The organism is Paenibacillus sp. GXUN7292 (assembly GCF_050864975.1).
In the GTDB taxonomy this organism is placed as follows: Bacteria; Bacillota; Bacilli; order Paenibacillales; family Paenibacillaceae; genus Pristimantibacillus.
Map to the genome: position 1 here is coordinate 20,168 of NZ_JBOZWO010000025.1, position 20,502 is coordinate 40,669.

The 20,502-nt window shown below is 45.2% G+C and carries 14 protein-coding genes; 7 read left to right on the plus strand and 7 right to left on the minus strand.

Features of this window, described 5'->3' with window-relative positions:
• Positions 1–167: 167 nt before the first annotated feature.
• Together ACRRU2_RS18905 and ACRRU2_RS18910 are read left to right on the plus strand one after the other, a co-directional pair.
• Positions 168–2,234, plus strand: coding sequence for a hypothetical protein (locus ACRRU2_RS18905; protein WP_432504064.1), 2,067 nt, complete (start codon positions 168–170; stop codon positions 2,232–2,234).
• A 429-nt stretch (positions 2,235–2,663) separates the two neighbouring features.
• Positions 2,664–3,575: an SDR family oxidoreductase gene (locus ACRRU2_RS18910; protein ID WP_432504066.1), complete on the plus strand. Its 912-nt coding sequence runs from the start codon at positions 2,664–2,666 to the stop codon at positions 3,573–3,575.
• Between the two features lie 88 nt (positions 3,576–3,663).
• On the opposite strand, the gene ligD is transcribed toward ACRRU2_RS18910, so the two are convergent.
• Positions 3,664–6,090 (minus strand): DNA ligase D, encoded by a 2,427-nt coding sequence (gene ligD, locus ACRRU2_RS18915; RefSeq protein WP_432504068.1) that lies wholly within the window; start codon positions 6,088–6,090, stop codon positions 3,664–3,666.
• 310 nt (positions 6,091–6,400) lie between these two features.
• Here ligD and ACRRU2_RS18920 point away from each other — a divergent pair, with 310 nt between their 5' ends.
• From ACRRU2_RS18920 to ACRRU2_RS18930, 3 genes are all read left to right on the plus strand, one after another.
• Entirely contained in the window at positions 6,401–7,783 is a 1,383-nt protein-coding gene (locus ACRRU2_RS18920) for an ADP-ribosylglycohydrolase family protein (RefSeq protein ID WP_432504070.1), read from the plus strand.
• Between the two features lie 279 nt (positions 7,784–8,062).
• Entirely contained in the window at positions 8,063–8,911 is an 849-nt protein-coding gene (locus tag ACRRU2_RS18925; protein WP_331699029.1) for an AraC family transcriptional regulator, read from the plus strand.
• Between the two features lie 508 nt (positions 8,912–9,419).
• Complete coding sequence (locus ACRRU2_RS18930) at positions 9,420–10,595, plus strand: patatin-like phospholipase family protein (protein ID WP_432504072.1); 1,176 nt, start codon at positions 9,420–9,422, stop codon at positions 10,593–10,595.
• A gap of 112 nt (positions 10,596–10,707) precedes the next feature.
• Here ACRRU2_RS18930 and ACRRU2_RS18935 read toward each other — a convergent pair whose 3' ends face one another.
• The gene (locus tag ACRRU2_RS18935) at positions 10,708–11,358 is read right to left on the minus strand and encodes a glycosyltransferase (RefSeq protein WP_432504074.1); all 651 of its coding nucleotides are present in this window, start codon (positions 11,356–11,358) and stop codon (positions 10,708–10,710) included.
• Positions 11,359–11,639: 281 nt separating this feature from the next.
• On the opposite strand from ACRRU2_RS18935, the gene ACRRU2_RS18940 reads away from it, so the two are divergent.
• Together ACRRU2_RS18940 and ACRRU2_RS18945 are read left to right on the plus strand one after the other, a co-directional pair.
• A complete protein-coding gene (locus ACRRU2_RS18940) occupies positions 11,640–12,719 on the plus strand; it encodes an NCS2 family permease (RefSeq protein WP_331699031.1) in 1,080 nt (359 codons plus the stop codon).
• Positions 12,720–12,736: 17 nt separating this feature from the next.
• On the plus strand, positions 12,737–13,288 hold the full coding sequence (locus ACRRU2_RS18945; protein WP_331699032.1) for a phosphoribosyltransferase family protein: 552 nt from the start codon (positions 12,737–12,739) through the stop codon (positions 13,286–13,288).
• Between the two features lie 212 nt (positions 13,289–13,500).
• Here the strand turns inward: ACRRU2_RS18945 and ACRRU2_RS18950 are convergent, their stop codons facing one another.
• From ACRRU2_RS18950 to ACRRU2_RS18970, 5 genes are all read right to left on the minus strand, one after another.
• The gene (locus ACRRU2_RS18950; protein WP_432504077.1) at positions 13,501–15,120 is read right to left on the minus strand and encodes a response regulator transcription factor; all 1,620 of its coding nucleotides are present in this window, start codon (positions 15,118–15,120) and stop codon (positions 13,501–13,503) included.
• Positions 15,121–15,152: 32 nt separating this feature from the next.
• Positions 15,153–16,871 carry a cache domain-containing sensor histidine kinase gene (locus tag ACRRU2_RS18955; RefSeq protein WP_432504080.1) on the minus strand — a complete coding sequence of 573 codons (1,719 nt, stop codon included), beginning with the start codon at positions 16,869–16,871 and terminating at the stop codon, positions 15,153–15,155.
• Positions 16,872–16,949: 78 nt separating this feature from the next.
• Positions 16,950–18,575, minus strand: a complete 1,626-nt coding sequence (locus tag ACRRU2_RS18960) for an extracellular solute-binding protein (RefSeq protein ID WP_432504083.1) — start codon at positions 18,573–18,575, stop codon at positions 16,950–16,952.
• Between the two features lie 54 nt (positions 18,576–18,629).
• Positions 18,630–19,499, minus strand: coding sequence for a carbohydrate ABC transporter permease (locus ACRRU2_RS18965; RefSeq protein ID WP_432504085.1), 870 nt, complete (start codon positions 19,497–19,499; stop codon positions 18,630–18,632).
• Positions 19,500–19,525: 26 nt separating this feature from the next.
• Entirely contained in the window at positions 19,526–20,476 is a 951-nt protein-coding gene (locus ACRRU2_RS18970; RefSeq protein ID WP_432504087.1) for an ABC transporter permease, read from the minus strand.
• Between the last annotated feature and the right edge of the window lie 26 nt (positions 20,477–20,502).

Consider the following 20,502-nt stretch of genomic DNA (forward strand, 5'->3'; position numbering starts at 1 on the left):
AAAAAATCTCAAATAATACGCCAAATTACTCTCATATTCATGCTTGTACACAAAATAATGAAAACGCTTCATTCATTCCGTCTATGATATAATTAGCTGTATTGAACTGGCTCGGCGGCGACCTGCCTGTCTATGATGCGTTGAGGAAATCGGGAGGACTGGTTCCTATGGATATAGGTGATTTATTGATCACACAGCAAAAAGCATTCTTTGTTGGGCGAAGCGAAGAATTAGCGATGCTCGAACAATGTTTATCAAACCATGATTGGAAACTGCTTCACATTTATGGTCCTGGCGGTATTGGAAAAACAACGCTGCTCCGGCTATTCGCACAGACAACTGGTTCCAGCCGATGCATATACCTGGACGGACATAGCGATTTCCAGCTTCCGCAAGATTTTTTGAAACAAATTCGACGTGCGCTTCCCGAATTCGCAGATGATAGGACAGAAATAGATATGCTCAATGCCTGCGCTGCTTCACATGGAAGTGTTATTCTGCTGCTGGACACGTTTGAGATGTGTGGTGCAATCGAAAATTGGCTGCATCAGGATTGGATTCCCAAACTTTGTCCGCTTGTCAAAATTTGCTCGGCTGGCCGCTATCCATTGGAAGATCAGTGGATGCGAGACGGTTGGCATGCTCTCGTTCATAACATGGAGCTGCAGCCGCTAACTTTTCAAGAAATTCAAATGTACGCCCACACACGTGGAATTGCCGATCAACAGATCGTCGCTGCGCTGCAGCAGTTTTCGAATGGATTGCCGCTCGCCTTGTCGCTTGCTTGTGAAATTATTGTACTTAAAGGAAACACTCAGTTTCTTGATCAATATCAGAAGGATCACATCATTACGTACTTAATAGAGGAATTAACCAGAGATTTAGAGGAGAACGATTGGAAACGTTATATGGAGGCATCTTCTGTAGTATGGCGCTTCGATCAGGAATTGCTGCAATCCCTGCTTCAGGAGAAAATAACTAACGACTATTTCAGAGAGTTTTGTCGACTTCCATTCGTCATCCGGCAAGCAGACGGCTGGTCCTTGCATGATTCGATCCGGCAATGGGTATTTACCGATCTGCGAAACCGCATGCCGCAAACTTTCCAAGCCTACCGCAGACTTGCATTAGATGCGTTATACAAACGGGCGGATCTCTTCCCGCACAAGAAAACAGATTTGGCCTTTGAACGGCTATATCTGCACGAACTGGACTTCGTTCGCGATTTCCGCTTTCAATGGGATGATCGGCTACGCTTTCGTGAATGCAGAGAGCAGGATCTGGATCTGGTCGAACAGCTATATCTGCAACATTTGCATAATCAAAGTAACTTTATTCCTGGCGAAACTCATTTGGAAGCTCTTATACGTCCACTCGGGCAAGTAGATCCGTCTGCCTTCTATGGTTTATGGCGGGATCAGGAACTGGTCGCTTTCTGCTCCTGCATCTTGCTCACAGAACAAACGGTGCGGATATTCCGCAGCAATCCGATCACCTTGCCCATAACTACCCGCATCCGTCCCGATCGTCGCCAGTATTTGCTCTCGATTACCGGGGTAGCCGCACATCTGGAACAAGACATTACAGGGTCCGTTGCCCGGGCATTAGTACAAATTATTGAACGGAACAAGGATGCTGACTTTCTCGATTTAATATCGATACCATACTGGCTGGAATATTTGCCGTTGCTTGGCTTCCAGCGAGCTCCTTGGGCAGACTCAACGACTCCTTTGGGCGTTAAATACTTTGGTCATCAGCTGGATCTCAGTCACGAAGATTTAGCCACTCGGCTGAATCGGATGTATTCATTGATGGAATCTTCTGTACCTGCTGAGCAAAAGGTCGTATTATCGCATTCAGAAGAAACAGGATTATCTCTTGAGCAGTCAGTCAAGCTGGTGCAGCGGGCGCTGAAGCATTTCCCGCGCTTGCCCCTTCATCCGGAAATTACCCATACTTTGCGCCCGTTATTGCCGCAATCCATTGCCGGGCAGGTTACAGACAAGATTGCTGAACTAATTCAAACCAACATTCGTGACATTATGCAAACCTTTCTTGACGGAAGTGAGGAAGAACAACGTTTCTATCGCATCTTGCAGCACGCCTATATCAAAAAAATAGGCACACATGAATTTGTCTCGGAATATTTGAACATCCCTATTAAAAGCTACTACAGATATTTGAAATTGGCTGTCCGATCGCTGACCTATCAGATGATGAAGATGAATGTATAGTATCGACAAAAAGACTACTTTCGCAGTTTCACAAATAAACGAAAATAACCCGCCTGGGTTCACGCCTGCGGGTTATTTTCTGGCCATAAAATCTTAATATGAATTGGCCTCCAATAAGTTTTTTATATATGACAAAAGATGTCGTAATTATAGATTACAATATTAAATAATGCAACAAAACAGGGTGTCGATTAATTGTGGGCAACTATTGATAAGCAATGAGAAAGGGGAAACGGAGAGCAAGAATGGGAATGGAGAAGCGTCAGCGTCCGCCTTTGTAGGCCAATTTTATCCTTTACAGGGGTTATTCATTCAGAAAAATTGGACTACAACAGCGGTCGGAATCCCAATCTTGATCGTAGTGGCATCCCTTTCTATTGCTTGTTGCTCTATCCACAAATCGACAACTTCTAAAAGGAGGCTAACGAGATGAAATCTTTACATGGAAAAATTGCTTTGGTTGCCGGGGGAACACGGGGCGCCGGGCGCGGTATCGCTATTGAGCTGGGAGCAGCTGGAGCAACGGTTTATGTCACAGGACGAACCACAAGAGCAGAACGTTCCGAATACAACAGACCTGAAACGATTGAAGAAACGGCAGAGCTTGTCACTAAGGCAGGCGGAAGAGGCATCGCTATACAAACTGATCATTTAATCCCTGAACAAGTACAGGCTTTGATAGAACGTATTGAGCAAGAACAAGGGCGGTTGGACATACTTGTGAATGATATTTGGGGAGCTGAACATTTGGCTGAATGGCATGTGCCTGTGTGGGAGCATTCATTAGAAAAAGGTCTGCGCATGCTGAGGCTCGCTATAGATTCGCATTTAATTACGAGCCATTTTGCACTCCCCCTCTTAATAAAAAACAAAAATGGGCTGATCATCGAGATGACAGATGGAACTTTCGAATATAATCAAAAAAATTACAGAATATCGATGTTCTACGATCAAGCCAAAACATCTATTAATCGTATGGCCTGGGCTCTTGCTCAAGAAGTTCAGCCCTATCAATGTACAGCTGTTGCACTGACTCCCGGCTGGATGCGCTCAGAAATCATGCTTGAGCATTTTATGGTGAAAGAAGAAAACTGGCAGGATGCCGCCGAGAGAGAACCTCATTTTCTAATATCAGAATCACCGCGTTATGTAGGGCGTGCAGTCGCTGCTTTAGCCGCGGATCCTCAAGTCATGCGATTTAATGGGCAGTCCCTTTCAAGCGGCCAGTTGGCACAGGTATATGGCTTCACGGATGTTGATGGTTCTAGGCCCGATTGCTGGCGCTACCTTGTAGAAATAATGGACGCAGGAAAACCTGCCAACGTTAGCGGCTATAGGTAAAGGTTAAGGTTAAGCAGGGAGATGCGAGAGAGATACGATTCCGGTGAATCATGCTGGCGTCTCCCTGCTGCCCATACTTACATTTTTCTTATGTTTGAAAAAAATCTTTCCAAGGATCGTTGCCGCCGATTCTTAAAAGCGCATCTGCCATATTAATACCATCAGGAGCAACTGTGTCAAGTTCGTCCCACGCGATAGGCATGGACACATTAGCCCCTTTCCTCGCTCTTATAGAATAGGGTGCGATACTTGTAGCGCCTCTGCCGTTTCGAATCCAGTCGATGAATATTTTTCCAGTGCGACTAGCCTTTCTGACATTGCTCGTGTAGCGGTCAGGCCACTTCTGCTCCATCACCTCAGCAACACGCTTAGCAAAATCATGAAACTTATCCCAGGTCATGACCGGTTTTAATGGGACAACCACATGGTATCCCTTGCCGCCGCTAGTTTTGAGATAGGAATGCAGTGAAAGCTCGGCAAGAATGCTTCTCATGTCCCTCGCGCCCTGTCGCACCCTGTCTAGCTCCATTCCTTCATCCGGGTCCAGATCAAATACCATCATATCAGGTTTTTCAAGCTCATCTATGCGGCTTCCCCAAATATGAAATTCCAGTGAGCCCATTTGCGCTTCGGATATAAGCCCGGATAAGCTCTCAATATAGAAATAATCTTCTGTTTTTCCACTGCTTGTAGTAATAGGTATCGTGACAATTTCCTTACTGCCTGGACCGGGATGCTTCTTGTAGAAGCAGGTCTGTGATATCCCCCTGGGGCAGCGTACAAGAGTGAGGATTCTGCGGCTCACATAGGACAGCATATGATCTGAAACCTTTGCATAATACCGGATCACGTCTTCTTTTGTAATGACAGGTTCGTCGAACAATACCTTGTCCGGATTCGTAATGGCTATTCCTTCGATAATGATGCTTTTTGAATTTGCTATTATTGATCTCTCCACTTCTATGGCGGGCGATTGAGGCTGTATTTCATCCTCTGTTTTTTCCTTTTTTATTTCCCTGGGATCTTTATCGTGCCTTAAGCCTTTGTAGCTTGCTTGCCTCAATAAATTTTCTTTGGTCCATTCGGCAAATTTGATTTCCGCCACCAGCTCAGGTTCAAGCCACGTAAGCTTTTCCTTCGGTCTAGGCTTTGGTGCAAGCTTGAAGGGCGCATCCAATCTCTTCAGTTTTTCAAATTTTTTCTCAAGAGCTTTCATGTCAATCTCGCCCATGCCCGTACCGGCGCGTCCGGCATAAACTAGTTCATCATCTTCATAGACACCAAGTAAAAGGGAACTTATCCCGCTCGTTTTTTTGTCGGAAAGAGAGTAGCCTCCGATGACGAATTCCTGTCTTTTATCGCATTTCAGCTTGATCCAGTCGCCGTTCCTTGTTCCACTGTAGTAAGAATTGGCCTTTTTACCTATTATCCCTTCCATGTCTGCCTCACAGGCTGCAGCAAAGCTTTCTTTTCCATTCCCTTTAATATGACGGCTATAGTAAAGGTTATCCGGAGCATTCTCCATCAGCGTCTCAAGCATTTCTTTTCTGTCAATCAGACGGCGCCCCCGAAGATCCGCACCATCCAGCGCAAGGAGGTCGAAGACGATATAGGTCAGAGTCAGCGTTTCGCGATTTTTCATATAGTTCTGCAAAGCCTGAAAATCTGTCTTTCCCGATTCATCCGTAATTGCAATTTCACCGTCGAGAACCATTGCCCTTCCTGCAGCAAGATCAATAAGGGATGAGGCTATGTTATGGAACCGCTCCATGTAGTCATTACCGTTTCTAGTTATCAGCCGGACACTGTTGCCCTCCACAAACGCAACAATTCTATATCCGTCGTATTTCAACTCGTAGAGCCAATCCTCATCCTTAGGAACCGTATTAACTAGCTTGGCAAGCTGCACCTCAACCCTGCTGAAAGGGTTCCTTATAATCTTTTCCTCTTCTCCCGCTTCTATTTCAGCCATGGTGCGTCCGGTTCTAATACTGGTGCTAAATTCAGATATCCCGTCATCAGTTCTGACATACTCATCTCTTTCCTTTATCAAAAGCCAGTTATCCCTATCTTCGCCGGCCTTCGCTTTCAACCGGACCAAAACCCACTTTCCCTTAAGCCGTGCTCCTCTCAGAATAAACTTCAGCTCTCCCTTACGAAGCCCTTCCTCCACATTTCCATACGGCTCCCAGAAGCCTTCATCCCAAAGCATCACTATTCCGCCGCCATATTCCCCCTTGGGAATTGTCCCTTCAAAGTTTCTATATTCCAGCGGGTGATCCTCCACCATTACAGCTAGCCTCTTGTCATGTGTATCATAGGAAGGTCCCTTGGGCACTGCCCAACTTAAGAGAACCCCTTCCCACTCCAGACGTAAATCATAATGTTCCCTTCTGGCCATATGGTGCTGGACGACAAATCTCAAACCTTCCTCCGAAGCTTCTGTTGCTCCTTCCGGCTCCAACGTTTTTTCAAAATTTCTTTTTTTGTTGTACTCCCTTAGTTTCACAGTCATAAAATCACGCCGTTTCCTTGTCCTTTTTCGCCTTCTCGACGCTGCCTTTAAAGGCTTTCATGAGCTGATACCTTTAAAGGATATTGTTTCCAAGTAAATGGCTAGTATTCAGACTATCTATGACCTCAACCTTGTAACAGCCCGGATAACCGACCTAAAGCGGAGATCGAGAATGCCTCGCCTGATTCAAAATCCATTGCTCGATACGCAAAAAATGAGAAGTTTTCGTCCATTTTTTGAGAAGCCATAATCAATCATACTGGCTATAATCAGGTAATAAAGAATACACATAGCTTGGGAGGACGCCGTTATGACAAAATGGATTGGACTGAACGAAATTGTTCGAGAGGAAATACAGCAACGCAAAGAAGAAGGCTGCGACGTAACGGGTTTTGCAGAAAGACTGGAATCAGCCGGCATGGCTGAGGCTCAAATTATGGATGTTTATCATGCACTAATGGCTCTTGAGCCGAGTGCCGATTTTAAGTATATTGAGCCGTCGGAGTTGGAAGAGATTCGTGCTCAACGCCCAGAAGGACCGCGCACTATCGTCAGTCATTTGGATGATAATGAATGGCAAAACAAGTTTTATGGCGCTTGGCTCGGACGCTCGGCAGGCTGCGCACTGGGCAAGCCGCTGGAGGCTCCTGCCTTTATGCGGGGCTCAGACGGCAGACCGGGCTGGCACAATATTAAGCTTTGGTTTGAAGGCGCGGGACAATGGCCGATTCGCCACTATACACCAAGCAAGTCAACTGCCGAGGCTCAATATGGCCTTGAGCTTGCCCTCTGGAGCAGTCTGGCAAGCTGCCGAGATCATATCAGCTACATGGAAACAGATGATGATATTCGTTACACCGTGCTAGGACTGCTCATGCTTGAGGAACGCGGCCTGGATTTTAACTCCTGGCATGTCGGCAAGCTGTGGCATCGTCTTCTGCCATTCGGTCAAGTATTCACTGCCGAAACACAGGCATATTTGAATTTTGCTCGAGTCACTTCGCATATTAACGGCGATCAGCCCGACGATTGGGAGAAGCATATCCATTGGGGACGTTCCTATTTGAACCCTTACCGCGAATGGATCGGGGCGCAAATCCGTGTTGACGGCTATGCATACGGTGCTGCCGGCCAGCCCCAGCTTGCAGCTGAGCTTGCTTGGCGGGATGCTTCCTTCTCACATGTGAAGAACGGTATTTACGGCGCCATGTTCTGCGCCGCAATGATTGCAGCCGCATTCGTTGAAAGCGATGTTAAACGGATCGTTGAGATAGGATTGAGCGAAATTCCACAGCACAGCCGTCTGGCAGAAGACATTGCACTGGCGGTCCAAATTGCCGAAAATACGACAGATCAGTTGGAACTGGTCGAAAAAATATGGGACGCCTTTAAGCACTATCACTGTGTTCATACCAACAATAATGCTGCTTTATGCGCGGCAGCGCTCATCTATTCCGGCGGTGATTTTGAAAAGGGTATTACTACAGCCGTGCTTGGCGGCTGGGACACAGATTGCAATGGCGCTACCGTCGGTTCCATTCTCGGTGCATCCCTTGGAGCGGCAGCACTGCCTGACACCTGGATTGCCCCTCTAAATGATACTTTGTATGCGGAGGTTAGTGGTTTCCACCCGATTGCCATTTCAGAATGCGCTCGCAGAAGCCATAATGTTTTCCGAAAACTTCAGCAGTAAACTCTGCTTTTTAGCGCTATTTGTTGCAAAAGGTGCAGTGCTTTGCCATGACCAAGGCTGCATATCCTTGCACGACAAATGCAATGCTCATGGCACTGACCCGGTCCGGTACCCATTCATCCTGGATCGGGTCAACCATGGCCGTTTATTTCAACAAGCGGATCGTAGTCCGTTTGCCTCCAAGTTGACCATTCCTAAATCATCTCCATGCAGTCAAAAAAGCGGCTCTTTATTGTATACTTACCTTATAACACGATTAATATCGGGGGTATTGATGCAATGAAACTGCATATAACATACGATCATCCGATTCCGATTAACGCTTTCGAATGGACACCCACCACTAACAGGCAGTCGCCTCACATGCATTCAAGTCTGGAAGTCGGCCTCTGTTTGTCGGGCAAAGGCTATTTCTTCTTCGGCGGCAAACGCTATACGGCTTGTCCTGGCGATTTATTTATCGTCAATAATGAGGAACGCCATATCGCACAATCTGACCCTGATGATCCAAGCCGCTACCTCTTTATTAACTTTGATCCCGCGCTGCTGTTGGCGGAGGAGCCCGGCCTTTTGCTGCCCTTTTCCTATCGTTCTACTCATTTTCGCAATCATATTTCCGGCAGCTCGCCTCTTGCGGGGGAGCTTGCGCCTTGGATACTTGCAATAGCACAAGAGCTGAGGGAAAAATCCCCTGGCTATCTAGCAATGGCTAAAAGCGCGCTTATTCAGTTATGCGGCCGCCTGCTCCGCCATTACAGCGAGCTGTGCAGCGATGATGAGCAGCAGACAATAGTGCAAACAGTGCGTCAAGCACAATCGCTGGCCAACTTGGTGGAGCGGCGCTTTCGCGAGCCGTTAAGCTTAGCGGGGCTAGCAGATGAGCTGGGAGTAAGTGCATCGCGCATCAGCCGCGCATTTCTGGAAACGACAGGATACCGTTTCCCTGATTATGTATCGCTCATGCGTGTCCAGGCTGCCAAGAGAGAGTTAACGGGGTCAGACAAAGCAGTTGCCGATATTGCATTTGAATGCGGCTTTCAAAGCTTACCGACCTTTTATCGGGTTTTTAAAGACATTGTAGGTGTATCCCCTGTTATTTATCGTCAATCTATGGGGCTTGTGCTATGAGCACAGCGTTTAGCCTCTGCAGTCTTATGTTAATAGACAACGTTATGTTCATTTGATGAAAACGGCAAAAGCCTGCCGTGCGGCAGGCTTTTTCAATTCAGAAGCGGCTCGCTAAAACATATATTATTTGTGACCCTTCTGTCTTCAAACACGTGCCAACTAAAAGTAGTTTTGAGGTGGCACCAACCGATTCTGTATGAATTTTCATATACATTTGTGTTTTTCGGGGCATTTCAGCGTAATGTGTATGAAATTTCATATACAATTAGCCGGTTTGAGGTGGCACCAACCGATTCTGTATGAATTTTCATATACAATTGTGGTTTTCGGGGCATTTCGGCTTATTCTGTATGAAATTTCATATACAATCGTGTTTTTCGGGATATTTCAGCGTATCGTTTCCAACTAACTAAATTGTTCGTATTCGGCATTCCATTTTAAACATTTTCATCATAACTTATAATAGATATTCTCAGAGTCTATCGTTTAGGACAGAGGGGTTGGAATCATGTCAGTTTTGGGGCTTGCACTTGAAGGCGGTGGTGCAAAAGGCGCTTATCATATGGGAGTTGTGAAGGCATACTTGGAGATGGGACATAGCTTCGGGGCGGTTGTAGGCACCTCCATTGGCGCCATCAATGCAGCGATTATTGCACAAGGGGACTTCGAACGCGGCTATCAGATGTGGGAACACCTTGACGCCCGCTCATTATTTAATATGTCTGACGAAGAATATTTTCTGTTGCTGAACCGCAAGCTGGACTCAAGCGCGTTGCGTCATTTGGCCGCGCGTACGCGCGAGCTGATCACTAGCAGAGGCATAGATACGCGAAAAATGAAGCACTTGATCGCGTCCATTGTCGACGAAGAAAGGCTGAGGAGTGCTGCAGCAGACTTCGGCTTAGTGACCGTATCCTTGACCGATCGAAAACCATATGAACTATACAAAAACAACATTCCGCCGGGACGATTGGTAGATTATCTGTTGGCCAGCGCTTCCTTCCCAGGTTTTCAGCCAACCGTTATCGACAATAAGGCTTACATCGATGGCGGTCTATATGACAACTGCCCCATTAACATGCTAGCTCACAATGGTTATACAAATGTGGTTGCAGTCCGGACGCGCGCAATCGGTGTTAACCGCAAAATTAATTATCCTAACATCACGCTTACAACGATATTGCCCTCCGAGCGGCTTGGCGGCATCATGAGCTTTAACCCGAAATCTATTCGCCGCAGCTTAGACATGGGCTACTATGATGCCATTCGCCTGCTCAAGGGCTTGCAAGGAAGCATCTATTGCATTGATGTCGGCAGTACGAGCGAGGAGATGTGCCAAGAGATGCTCGATTCCCTGCCTGATGCCAAGGTACTTGGCATCGGCCGCATGCTTGGCATGAGCGGCCTATCCTCTCGAGAGCTGTGGAGAAGCGCCATCGTGCCAAAGCTGTCAGGCAACATGCGGTTGCCGGCGGACGCTTCGGCAATGACCTTTATTATTCGTTTGACGGAGATGCTCGCCGCGGCCAAGGGAATGAACAAATACACGATCTATACTTTTAATGAATGGCTGCGCGCCGCTGCATCCGGGCCGCTTAGAAACACCTCCGGACTCGATTTTCATCATTTGGAGTTATGTATGGCAGCACAGCGGATATTGGAAGCCATTGAGCTGCCTGACTAATTTCCACATAAAAAGCCCAAAGACCCATTTTTACAATACAAAAGGCTTGAAGCTTCAGTCTATAGACGACTGCTGCTTCAAGCCTTTTATATAGGTAACCTATCACGTTATTTTAAAATTTTTCCGGAAACTGTTTGATAATGCCTTCTGTCAAAATGTCGGCTAAATGAATCAAATGGATCTCATTTTTGTCAGTTGCAGCAATATCAGCTTTCCAATCTCCTTTGAGACAACTGACGACTATTTCCGTAATCAGCTGAAGATGCGTATACAGCATATCCTGCAGCTCTTTAAATTGCCAGTTCGGATTTGCTTCGCTTAAAAATTTAGCAATTTCGTCGGCATTTCTGCGCCAGTCTGCCTCAAGCTTGTTGACTTCCGCCTGATTACCCGCTTTGGCAGCCGCTACTATTTTACCTGCGATAAGAATATGCTCTCTCAGAAGGTCAGCCAGTTTATTGCCAGCTGCTTCTCCATAATAAGGCTTGATCACATTGCCTATGTCCTGCTGGTTCCGCAAAAGCCGGTCCAATACGTCCTTCTGATCTGGACGATTAGATATGGCGCTGACAATATAGCTTCTTGTCCATATCGTGTGGTTGATCCAAACCTTCTGCATATCTGCTTTTAATTGCACCATTTCGGGACTTATGCAATCCATATTTTTCTTCTCAACGGCCTTAGCCTGCACAGATACTACTGGCATTAAGCTAAAAACAAGCGTCAAGATTAACAGCAGCGCCAGCAACCGTTTACTTTTCATATTTATCTGCTCCTCAAAATGTTGGAATAAAACTCTGTATTATTATGGATAGAGCCGCCAGATTTATACAAATACAAGGATAAACGGCTTCGCTATCCTTCGCTTTAAAGAAGGAGGCGCGTTTACCGATGAAAGATAGAGATAGAGATTGCCATCTTCCACTGTAAAGCTTGTTTTCGATAAAAAATGTCGAATAATATTGAATATTATTCCGTAGTGTGATAATTTTTTATAGTTATAATGAAAAAAACTACTTCTAAATAGGGGGAAATGACGTCACAATGGAAATACTTCAAGACATTCTCGCTGCTCTCAGTGTGGTTCTTAACGGATTGCCGCAAGGGCTTATGGCGCTCGCGTTCGGCTTTGCCTCAGTCCCGACCGCACTGGCCTTCATCGTCGGAGCAGTCGGAAACGCCGCTACGAGCAACGTTGCGGTCGTCTCTTATCAAGCAGAAACAATTACTCTTGCCGGTACAATGGGCAAATCGATGCGGGAACGCCTGTCCATGGTCTTCTTCGGTGCCTGCATCCTGCTCATTATCGGCTTGTTCGGCTTGCTCGAGCGCATTATCGATTGGATCGGTCCCATTATTACAAGCGGAATGATGGCTGGGGTCGGCATCATGCTCTCCAAAGTAGCATGGGATATGGCAAAGAACGATCGGATTATCGGTGCAACCTCCATTTTTAGTGCATTAATCATGTATATGCTGACGAAGGATCTCGTTTATACAATCACTGTATCTGTCATCCTCTCAAGCATTGTGTTCAATATTATGCAGAAAAAGTCCGGTTCCGATAAGCAAGAGAGCAAATCAGCACCTGAAGAAAAGCTGAAGTTTCAAAAGCTGATGTTAAACACATCAGTCGTACGCGGCGCTCTTGCATTGGCGTGTCTAAACATCGGTGCCAACATTGCATTCGGCAGAATCAACGAAGATATTGCCGGTCAATCCGTCAACGTAGATGTTCTATCCATAATTAGCAGCTTAGCGGATATGGTTTCTGCATTATTTGGCGGCGCACCTGTGGAAGTTGTTATTTCTGCAACAGCCAGCGCTCCGCATGCCGTATGGTCCGGAGTTCTCATGATGGTACTGATGGCAATCATCTTAATTACAAAGACATTGCCGAAGATTGGCAAATACGTCCCAAGTTCTTCTATCGCTGGATTTCTAATGATTTTGGGCGTAATGGTCACTTTGCCTGGCAATGCGGCAGCAGCCCTCACAGGCGAAGGCGCAGGCTCGGGTATCGTTGGCGGCGTGACGATGGTCATGACGGCAATTACCGATCCGTTTATTGGCATGCTGTCAGGAATTGTTGTAGAAACTTTAATGAATTGGATCGGCATGTAAAAGGAGGATAAAAGAACATGAACACATATACTTTACAAATCGGAGAGCTGACTAGAGAACTTCCCATCATTCCGATATCAGATTCCCTTAGCATTGCCAGCTTTGTCATTCTTGGCGATACTGAGCTCGTCATGCAAGTAGCGAAAGATATAGCGGATAAACTGCCTGATGTAGATATTCTTGTGACGGCAGAGGCGAAAGGCATTCCATTCGTATACGAATTGTCCAAGCAGTTAGACATGAAACGTTACGTCGTTGCAAGAAAAAGTGTTAAAGCTTATATGGGAGAAACGATCTCTCATAAAGTCAACTCTATTACGACACAGAAGCAGCAGGAGCTTATATTGGAAAAATCCGATGTAGAATTGATTCGCGGCAAGCGCGTTGCTGTTGTCGATGATGTCATCAGCACAGGCGAATCCCTGCTTGCTTTGGAACAGCTTGTAGCGAAAGCCGGCGGAGAGGTAGTTGCAAGAGCAGCAATCCTCGCAGAAGGCGATGCCGCCAAGCGCGAAGATATTATCTTCCTGGAAGCTTTGCCTTTGTTTCCTCACCCGGCAAGTTCTTAAAGACAGGTTTCGCAATTTTTAAAAATCATTATTGTACGTAAAGCCTCAGAGCACTTTCTCTGAGGCTTTTTTCGTTTGCTATATAATTTCGCCTAACCAAACATCTCCAACTTTAACTTTATAAACAGTATTCTCACCGCTACTAAATTTTACAGACTCGTACTTGTATGCTTTGTTTTTTATAGCTTCAATATCCTTAGCCGTCCTGAATATTATATTTGTTTCGTCCCTATTTTTTTGCGGTATTGCCCAGGTGTCTCCCCCATTTTTTGCTTAAACAACGTACAGAAATAAGCCTCATTTATAATGCCCACCTTGTCGGACAATTCTTGATTCGTGTAATTATTGTATTTGATCAGCTCTGCGGCCAATTCCACTTTTTTCCGATTGATGAAATCGACCAGGCTTTCCTTCATTTCTCGTTTAAATAAACTGCTAAAATAAGCTGGCGCCAGATTCACCTGTTCAGCAATCACTTGCAATGACAGACGGTTAGCCAAATTATGCTCGATATAAGAGACTGCCTTGGCAATCTCCACTCTTTCCGGCAGCTCCTTCACTTGGAGATACCTCTCCATGTGGCTGAAAAGAAATTCCATTTGTTCGTCCAATGACATGAAATCCAGCAATGCTTCATCCAGCTCGACTAAATTATTGTTCCATTTCGAAAGTCTAATGTTTGCGGCGCGTAAGAACTTTTTAAGCCATCCTGTCAGTTCATGGCGCTGAATCCGTTCTTTTCTGGCCTTATCTTTGAATATTTCTAACTTCGCTCTAATATCTTTAAAGTCCATTTCTCTGTGGACCATGGCCAACAGTTCCCCTAGCTGCTCATGCAGCAACTGAGCATTGCCTGCAATCGTCGTCCTCTCAAGCACAGATGGGGTAATAATGCTCTCCGGCTTCTCGTAATATTGCAGTCTGCTAGTCTCCATGGCTTGCGCGTAGGCCGAAGTAACCTTTGACCACCCTTTGTGGGGACGGCTGAACCCAACGGATACACTTTGCTTCAAATAAGTGGATACGTTGCTGACTATCGCTTCTCCAACGTTTCTATACTTCTGCTCCATAGCCATTTGACTAAACAAATTAGACCATTGTACAAAAGCGATAAACCGATGTTGTTCTATTTCAAATGCTAATCCTTTGCCATGCAGCTGTATTGTTTCCTCGACTACGTTCAAGATGCCGTATTTCAGAATGCTCTGTTCAGATAAAGGATATTTATTAATAAAATCAACAAAATAGTTCATTTCTATCAATATACAGCAGTAATCTACCTGAAATATATTCATATCGAAGCCAACCGAAGCCAGGTTGACCTGCGTCGCTGCAATCTGTCCGCGGAACAGCTCCCGAAAAAATTGTTTGTAGATGCGATACCGATTTTCCGAAATAGACATATTCAAGCTGCGTAGCCGCTCGTCCTTGCTGCGAACTGTTAAAAGTTCAGAAGACGCTTTTTCCATCGCCCGAAGCAAATCCGCTTCATTCAACGGCACCTTCACGATATATTCGAGAACATCAAGCTGTATGGCCCGTTTGGCATAATCAAAATCGGAATATGCTGTCAATATAATAAATTTAGCCTGCGGCAGAATGATCTTCATTTGCTCAATCATTGCGATCCCGTCCATACCCGGCATGCGAATATCCGTTATAATAATTTCCGGCTTCAGACTGGCCGCCATTTCCAGGCCTTCTTGTCCTGAGAATGCTTTGCCAATCAAACGGAATGGGCTGTCCGTGGCGGACAAGTCGTCAAAAAACATGGTCAGCCGCTGAATCATCAGCTCCTCATCATCTACTATCAGACAATGCACATCGTCCACTTTAAGCACCCCTCTTGAGCAAATTCGTATGATTATGACCCTTTCTCCGCCGGGAAAATCGCTCTCACAACAGTCCCTTCCCCTAACACGCCGCTAATGCGCAATCCGTACTGTTCCCCATAGTTAAGCTGAATTCTCGCATGTATATTCGCAAGGCCAATGCGCTTCCTTTGATCTGAATCCGTTTCTTCTTTGGATAGTAATAATCCCCCCATATCTTCCTCGCTGATCCCGATTCCTTTATCCCGGACTTCAATGACTACATTCTGCTCCTCGCAATACGCGCGAATATGAACTTCTCCTTCCACTTGCCCGCCTCTGTATCCATGAAAGATACTGTTCTCCACAATCGGCTGCAAAAACATACGAAACACTTTAAAGGATAATAGGCTCTCCTCTATTTGCTCCACAAGCTTAAACTCGCGATTGTAGCGAATGTTTTGGATGGATAGATAGTCCCTGGCATTGCGCAGCTCATCGAGCAGCGGCACCTTATGAGAAGGGTCCTTTATTCCATATTCCAAAATCGCGATTAACGAACCAATAACCGGATCCACTTTATCCGTTTGCCCCAAGCGCACCACATTGCTAATCGCTCCAAGTGTATTGTACAGGAAGTGAGGGTTGATCTGTGATTGCAGCACTTGAATCTCCAGTTTTTTCTGTTGTTCTGTCTGCTCCTTTACACGATTGAAGAGCTCTGAAATTTGACGAAGCATACTATCAAACTTTTGCGACAAATAACCGAATTCATCCTTGCGGTTCAACGACATCTGAACTTCCAGATTGCCATGCTCAATTCGCCTCATTTGCTGGGTCAAAAAAAGGACAGGCTTCCGGATATAACGGGTTATCATAAATGCGACGACTAAACTTAAAATCAGGCCAAGTAAAAATAAACGAATAAAATGCTGATTGATTTGCTCTAAGGTTTGCATAAGCCTGGATCCGTCGCTCACTGCTGTCAGCAGCCAATTAAACTCCGAAGCATACTTTTTTATAATAAGATCTTCCGCACCAGTTTCATTACTGTTAAACCATCGGCTGTCAGGATGCGAAATAATATCCTCTATAGGAATATTGAGTATTTGGCCAGATTCCCTGATTTTATCCGTATCTTGTCTGGACGAGGCAAGTATGCCGCCTCCGATATCGATTATGTAGAGTTGCAGCTTCTCCTCCTCGTGAATCTGAAGCAGCTTTCTCTCCAATTCTCGGAAATTAAGATCAACCGCAATGACCAAAGAAGAGTTGGATTTGGCCACACGAGACATCGTAACCGTCCAGCCGGAGAAACGATTGTAATAGGGTTCACTTACCGAAGTCGAATAGAGCTTCTCTCGCGTCGAATTATAAATCTGTTCAAGCTCCGGCATCGGATCATTCACAACACGAGTAATTGTGCGACCGCCGATGATGCTGAAATCCTTCTCGATTACATAAACGTTGGAGATCGCTTGCAAATTCATATCATAGAGTGAATCCAGATATTTGCCCAGTTGCAGTTCGTTGTTAGCGTTCGAATCGATGAATGATTCCACCGAATACAAAATCGTATTCATGGATGAGAAGGTTAAAGTCAAATACTCATTCGTCTTCAATAATATTTGATTGATAAATTCCTGATCCCGTTCGCTTGCCTGGTTTCTTACGAAATTAGATGATAGATGACTTATGATCGCGACACATAAAAAAGCGAAGGTTAAGCAGATAATGAATAATTTGAAAGTTAAGCTACCCATACGTTTCATAAGGATCAGTCCTCGAACAGCTCGTTTTATGTTTATTCGGAAAAACGGCGAGAGTAATCGCTCTCGCCGTAATCGCCGCTAGTTCAGCAAACCTTGTTCCTTGAATTGTTCCATTGCTCCAGCCAGATATTCCTGAAGCTTATATGTGCTTTCCAAAGTAGACACATATTTATCCCAGTTGCTGATCGGCTCGCTTCCATAAATAAATTTTAACAATGTTTCATTTACATACTTCATTCGATCTTCATACAGAGTGTCGGACTCCTTCGGAACCAGGTACACGCTCGGTAATGGAGGAATGCTATGATCAAGATTTGTTTGATGCGCAGCACCTGTAAACTCTAATTTATTAAAGTTATAATACAATGCGTCATGAGCGCCGCGATTCAATTTGTAATGCGTATTCCAGCCGTATTGTGAAATAACTTCCTGTTCAGGCCTATGGCGAATAATCTCTTTGTTGCTGCCGTAATCCCAGAAAACTCCCTTCGTTCCATATGCGAAATAAGGATACGCCTCTTTATCAGTATACCAGTATTCCAGCAATGCCAATATACGCTCTACCTTGCCCGGTTCCTTCGCGGCATTTGCCGATATTCCCCAAAGATTGCTTTGGAAAGCGAGCTCTCCCAAAATTTGCTTGCCATCCGGCCCTTTCACTGGAGGAATCGAAACCCAGTCTGCATCCCCGCTTATTTCAATCATCTTCGTCGGGTTATCCATCATTCTCCAATCACCTACAATCACGCCAAGCTTTCCTCTATTGATTTTATCGCCGCGCGGTCCTGCGTCGGAAGTCGTCACCCAGTCGGGATCAATCAGCTTTTCATTCACCATCCGGTTAATGAAAGTTACCGCTTCCTTCATCCGTGGATCAGTGTTATGGTATACAAGCTCGCCATTTACAATGTCAATCTTATGCGGATTTACGCCGAATAGCCACATCACCGCATCCAAACCCAGCTTCAATGACGGATTGGCAATATTACCATCCTTAGGCACCCCGGCAAAGAAACCATACGTATCATTCTGACCGTTTTGATCCGGGTCATTATAAGTAAAGGCTTTCATAACATCCAACAGCTCTTCCGTTGTTGTCGGAATCGGCAGCTTTAATTGATCCAGCCAATCTTTACGAATCCACCAGCCGTTAATTCCGCTTACAAGCTCAAGCCCTGGCGTACCGATTGTCGCTCCTTTATGCTTAAGAGCACCCCATTGATCTTCCGTGAAAAACTCTTTAAGCTTCGGAAAATTATTCAAATATTCATCAATCGGAATAAGCAGCCCTTCTTCATAAAATTTAATCGCTTGAGCGCGATCATTAAAGAACATAATGTCCGGCGTTTGCCCGGAAGCAAGCAATGAATTCAACTTTGCATCTGTCTCGCCTACAGGCGGAATCGTCATCTGAAGGTCGATATTAACAGCTTCTTCCAACATGATTCGTTGCTCGTCATCATTGCGGGGAGGAAGAGCGTCTGCTCCCCAGGTTCCTCCATTAAACATACTAATGGTCATTTTCTTCTCAAAAGGGTTCGTTGTGGCCGGTTGATCGCTGCCTTCCTTATTGCCTGGCGACGAATTCGATGCGCCGGGCGTGTTTGCCGGTTTGTTAGAGTTATTGGAACTGCATGCTCCCAACACCAGAATCAGACAGACCAAAACTAAAATTAGTCCTTTCCACTGCTTCATTTTCCTCATTGTTCGACCTCTCCTCTTTCATATCTTAATTATATTGATAGGGTCTCCCCCAGATCAACCTTTAACTGCTCCTAAGGTAGCGCCTTGAGTAAAATATTTTTGCACGAAAGGATATACAACAAGAATAGGCAATGTTGTAGATATAACTGCAGCCATCTTAAAAGCCAGCTTACCAACGGTGTCGTTCGTTTCAATCGCCTCTACAAACAGCGATTCCACAGAGAGCAATATGTTTCTAAGCACGACTTGCAGCGGGAATAAATCCGGATTATTCAAATACATAACCCCGTCGAAATAACTGTTCCAATGATATACGGCGTAGAATAAGCCCACCGTGGCCATTACTGGCAGCGTCAACGGAAACACGATTTTAGACATCGTTTGCAACTCGCCGGCGCCATCCACCTTGGCAGATTCCTCAATCTCCGGCGGCAGCTGCTCGAAGAAGCTTCTCATAATAATAATGTTGAATGCGCCGATAATTCCCGGCATAATAAGCGCCCATACCGTATCCAGCAGACCTATGCTTTGCACTACGAGATAGGTTGGAATCAGGCCTCCGTTGAACAACATTGTGAATACAATATAAAACATAAATATTGACCGCCCTGGAAGCATTTTTCTAGAAAGCGGATAGGCCGTTATGAACGTCACTACAAGACCGAGAGTCGTTCCGATAATCGTACGAAACAAAGTGATCTGATAAGCTTTTATTAATGCAGCGCCGGAAAATAAGCGTTTATATGCATCAAACGTAACTTGATCTGGAAACCATACAATTCCTTTGCGAATTAGCTCTGTTTCTGTCGTAAGCGATACGACTACAACATAATAAAACGGGAACAAGCACACGAGTGCTATAACGAAGAGAACAACGTAGTTTATCGACTTCGCCATTTTTTCACCTTTCGAAAGGTATTCCATCTGCTCACCCCACCATAAACGTAATACTAGAATATTTGACCATCAAACTTTTTGGCCACTTGATTGGCAATAACTACAAGCACCAGACCGATAATAGATTTAAAGAAACCAACTGCTGTTGCAAGCCCCATCTGCAATCGTTGAATGCCCTCCCGATATACCCAGGTGTCGATGATATCAATCTTCTCGCTGTTGAACGAGTTGGCGAGCATGAAGATTTGATCGAAGCCGGCATCCAGAATGTGGCTCAAACGAATAATTAACATAATGATAATAACGTTGCGGATACCAGGCAAAGTAACATGCCAAATTTGCCTCCACTTCGATGCGCCGTCAATGCGGGCTGCCTCGTACAAGCTGGGATCGATGCCGGACAGCGCCGCCAAGTAAAGGATGGCCCCCCAGCCAATATCTCGCCATATATCAGATGCGACCACTATAAATCTTGCCCACTCGGGAGCCGTCAGAAAGTCGATGGTCCCAAAACCAAAGCCTTTGAGCAACACATTGACAAAACCTTCTCCGGGCGACAATAGCGAGACCATTAAGCCATAGATGATGACCCAGGACAAAAAATGCGGTAAATAAGTAATTGTTTGAACAGATCTCTTCAACCATTTTCGAGAAACTTCATTCAACATTAATGCCAAAATGATTGGCGCCGTAAATCCGAAAAGCAGCTTATATAAAGAAATAAGCACCGTATTTTCAATTAAATTCCAGAAATAAACGCCTTCTATAAATCTTTGAAAATTTCCGAGCCCGATCCACGGACTGTCCCAAAATCCTAGCACCACGTTATATTTTTTGAATGCCAGTATTAATCCGAACATCGGAATATATTTGAATATGAAAAAATAAATCAAGCCTGGCAGCAACAGCAAGTACATCACTTTATGCCGCCTAACGTTTCTCATGGCTTTAAGCGCTAACCCCGGTTTGGCCTTCTGAGTATTGACCGCTTCTGCTAGGTTCATCCCCTGCACCTCTCTTTGTTTTATAT

Excerpts from the sequence above, each read along its gene's own strand:
- ACRRU2_RS18905 (WP_432504064.1), top strand. The coding sequence starts at position 168 with ATGGATATAGGTGATTTATTGATCACACAGCAAAAAGCATTCTTTGTT.
- ACRRU2_RS18910 (WP_432504066.1), top strand. The coding sequence starts at position 2,664 with ATGAAATCTTTACATGGAAAAATTGCTTTGGTTGCCGGGGGAACACGG.
- ligD (WP_432504068.1), bottom strand. The coding sequence starts at position 6,090 with ATGACTGTGAAACTAAGGGAGTACAACAAAAAAAGAAATTTTGAAAAA.
- ACRRU2_RS18920 (WP_432504070.1), top strand. The coding sequence starts at position 6,401 with ATGACAAAATGGATTGGACTGAACGAAATTGTTCGAGAGGAAATACAG.
- ACRRU2_RS18925 (WP_331699029.1), top strand. The coding sequence starts at position 8,063 with ATGAAACTGCATATAACATACGATCATCCGATTCCGATTAACGCTTTC.
- ACRRU2_RS18930 (WP_432504072.1), top strand. The coding sequence starts at position 9,420 with ATGTCAGTTTTGGGGCTTGCACTTGAAGGCGGTGGTGCAAAAGGCGCT.
- ACRRU2_RS18935 (WP_432504074.1), bottom strand. The coding sequence starts at position 11,358 with ATGAAAAGTAAACGGTTGCTGGCGCTGCTGTTAATCTTGACGCTTGTT.
- ACRRU2_RS18940 (WP_331699031.1), top strand. The coding sequence starts at position 11,640 with ATGGAAATACTTCAAGACATTCTCGCTGCTCTCAGTGTGGTTCTTAAC.
- ACRRU2_RS18945 (WP_331699032.1), top strand. The coding sequence starts at position 12,737 with ATGAACACATATACTTTACAAATCGGAGAGCTGACTAGAGAACTTCCC.
- ACRRU2_RS18955 (WP_432504080.1), bottom strand. The coding sequence starts at position 16,871 with ATGAAACGTATGGGTAGCTTAACTTTCAAATTATTCATTATCTGCTTA.
- ACRRU2_RS18960 (WP_432504083.1), bottom strand. The coding sequence starts at position 18,575 with ATGAGGAAAATGAAGCAGTGGAAAGGACTAATTTTAGTTTTGGTCTGT.
- ACRRU2_RS18965 (WP_432504085.1), bottom strand. The coding sequence starts at position 19,499 with ATGGAATACCTTTCGAAAGGTGAAAAAATGGCGAAGTCGATAAACTAC.
- ACRRU2_RS18970 (WP_432504087.1), bottom strand. The coding sequence starts at position 20,476 with ATGAACCTAGCAGAAGCGGTCAATACTCAGAAGGCCAAACCGGGGTTA.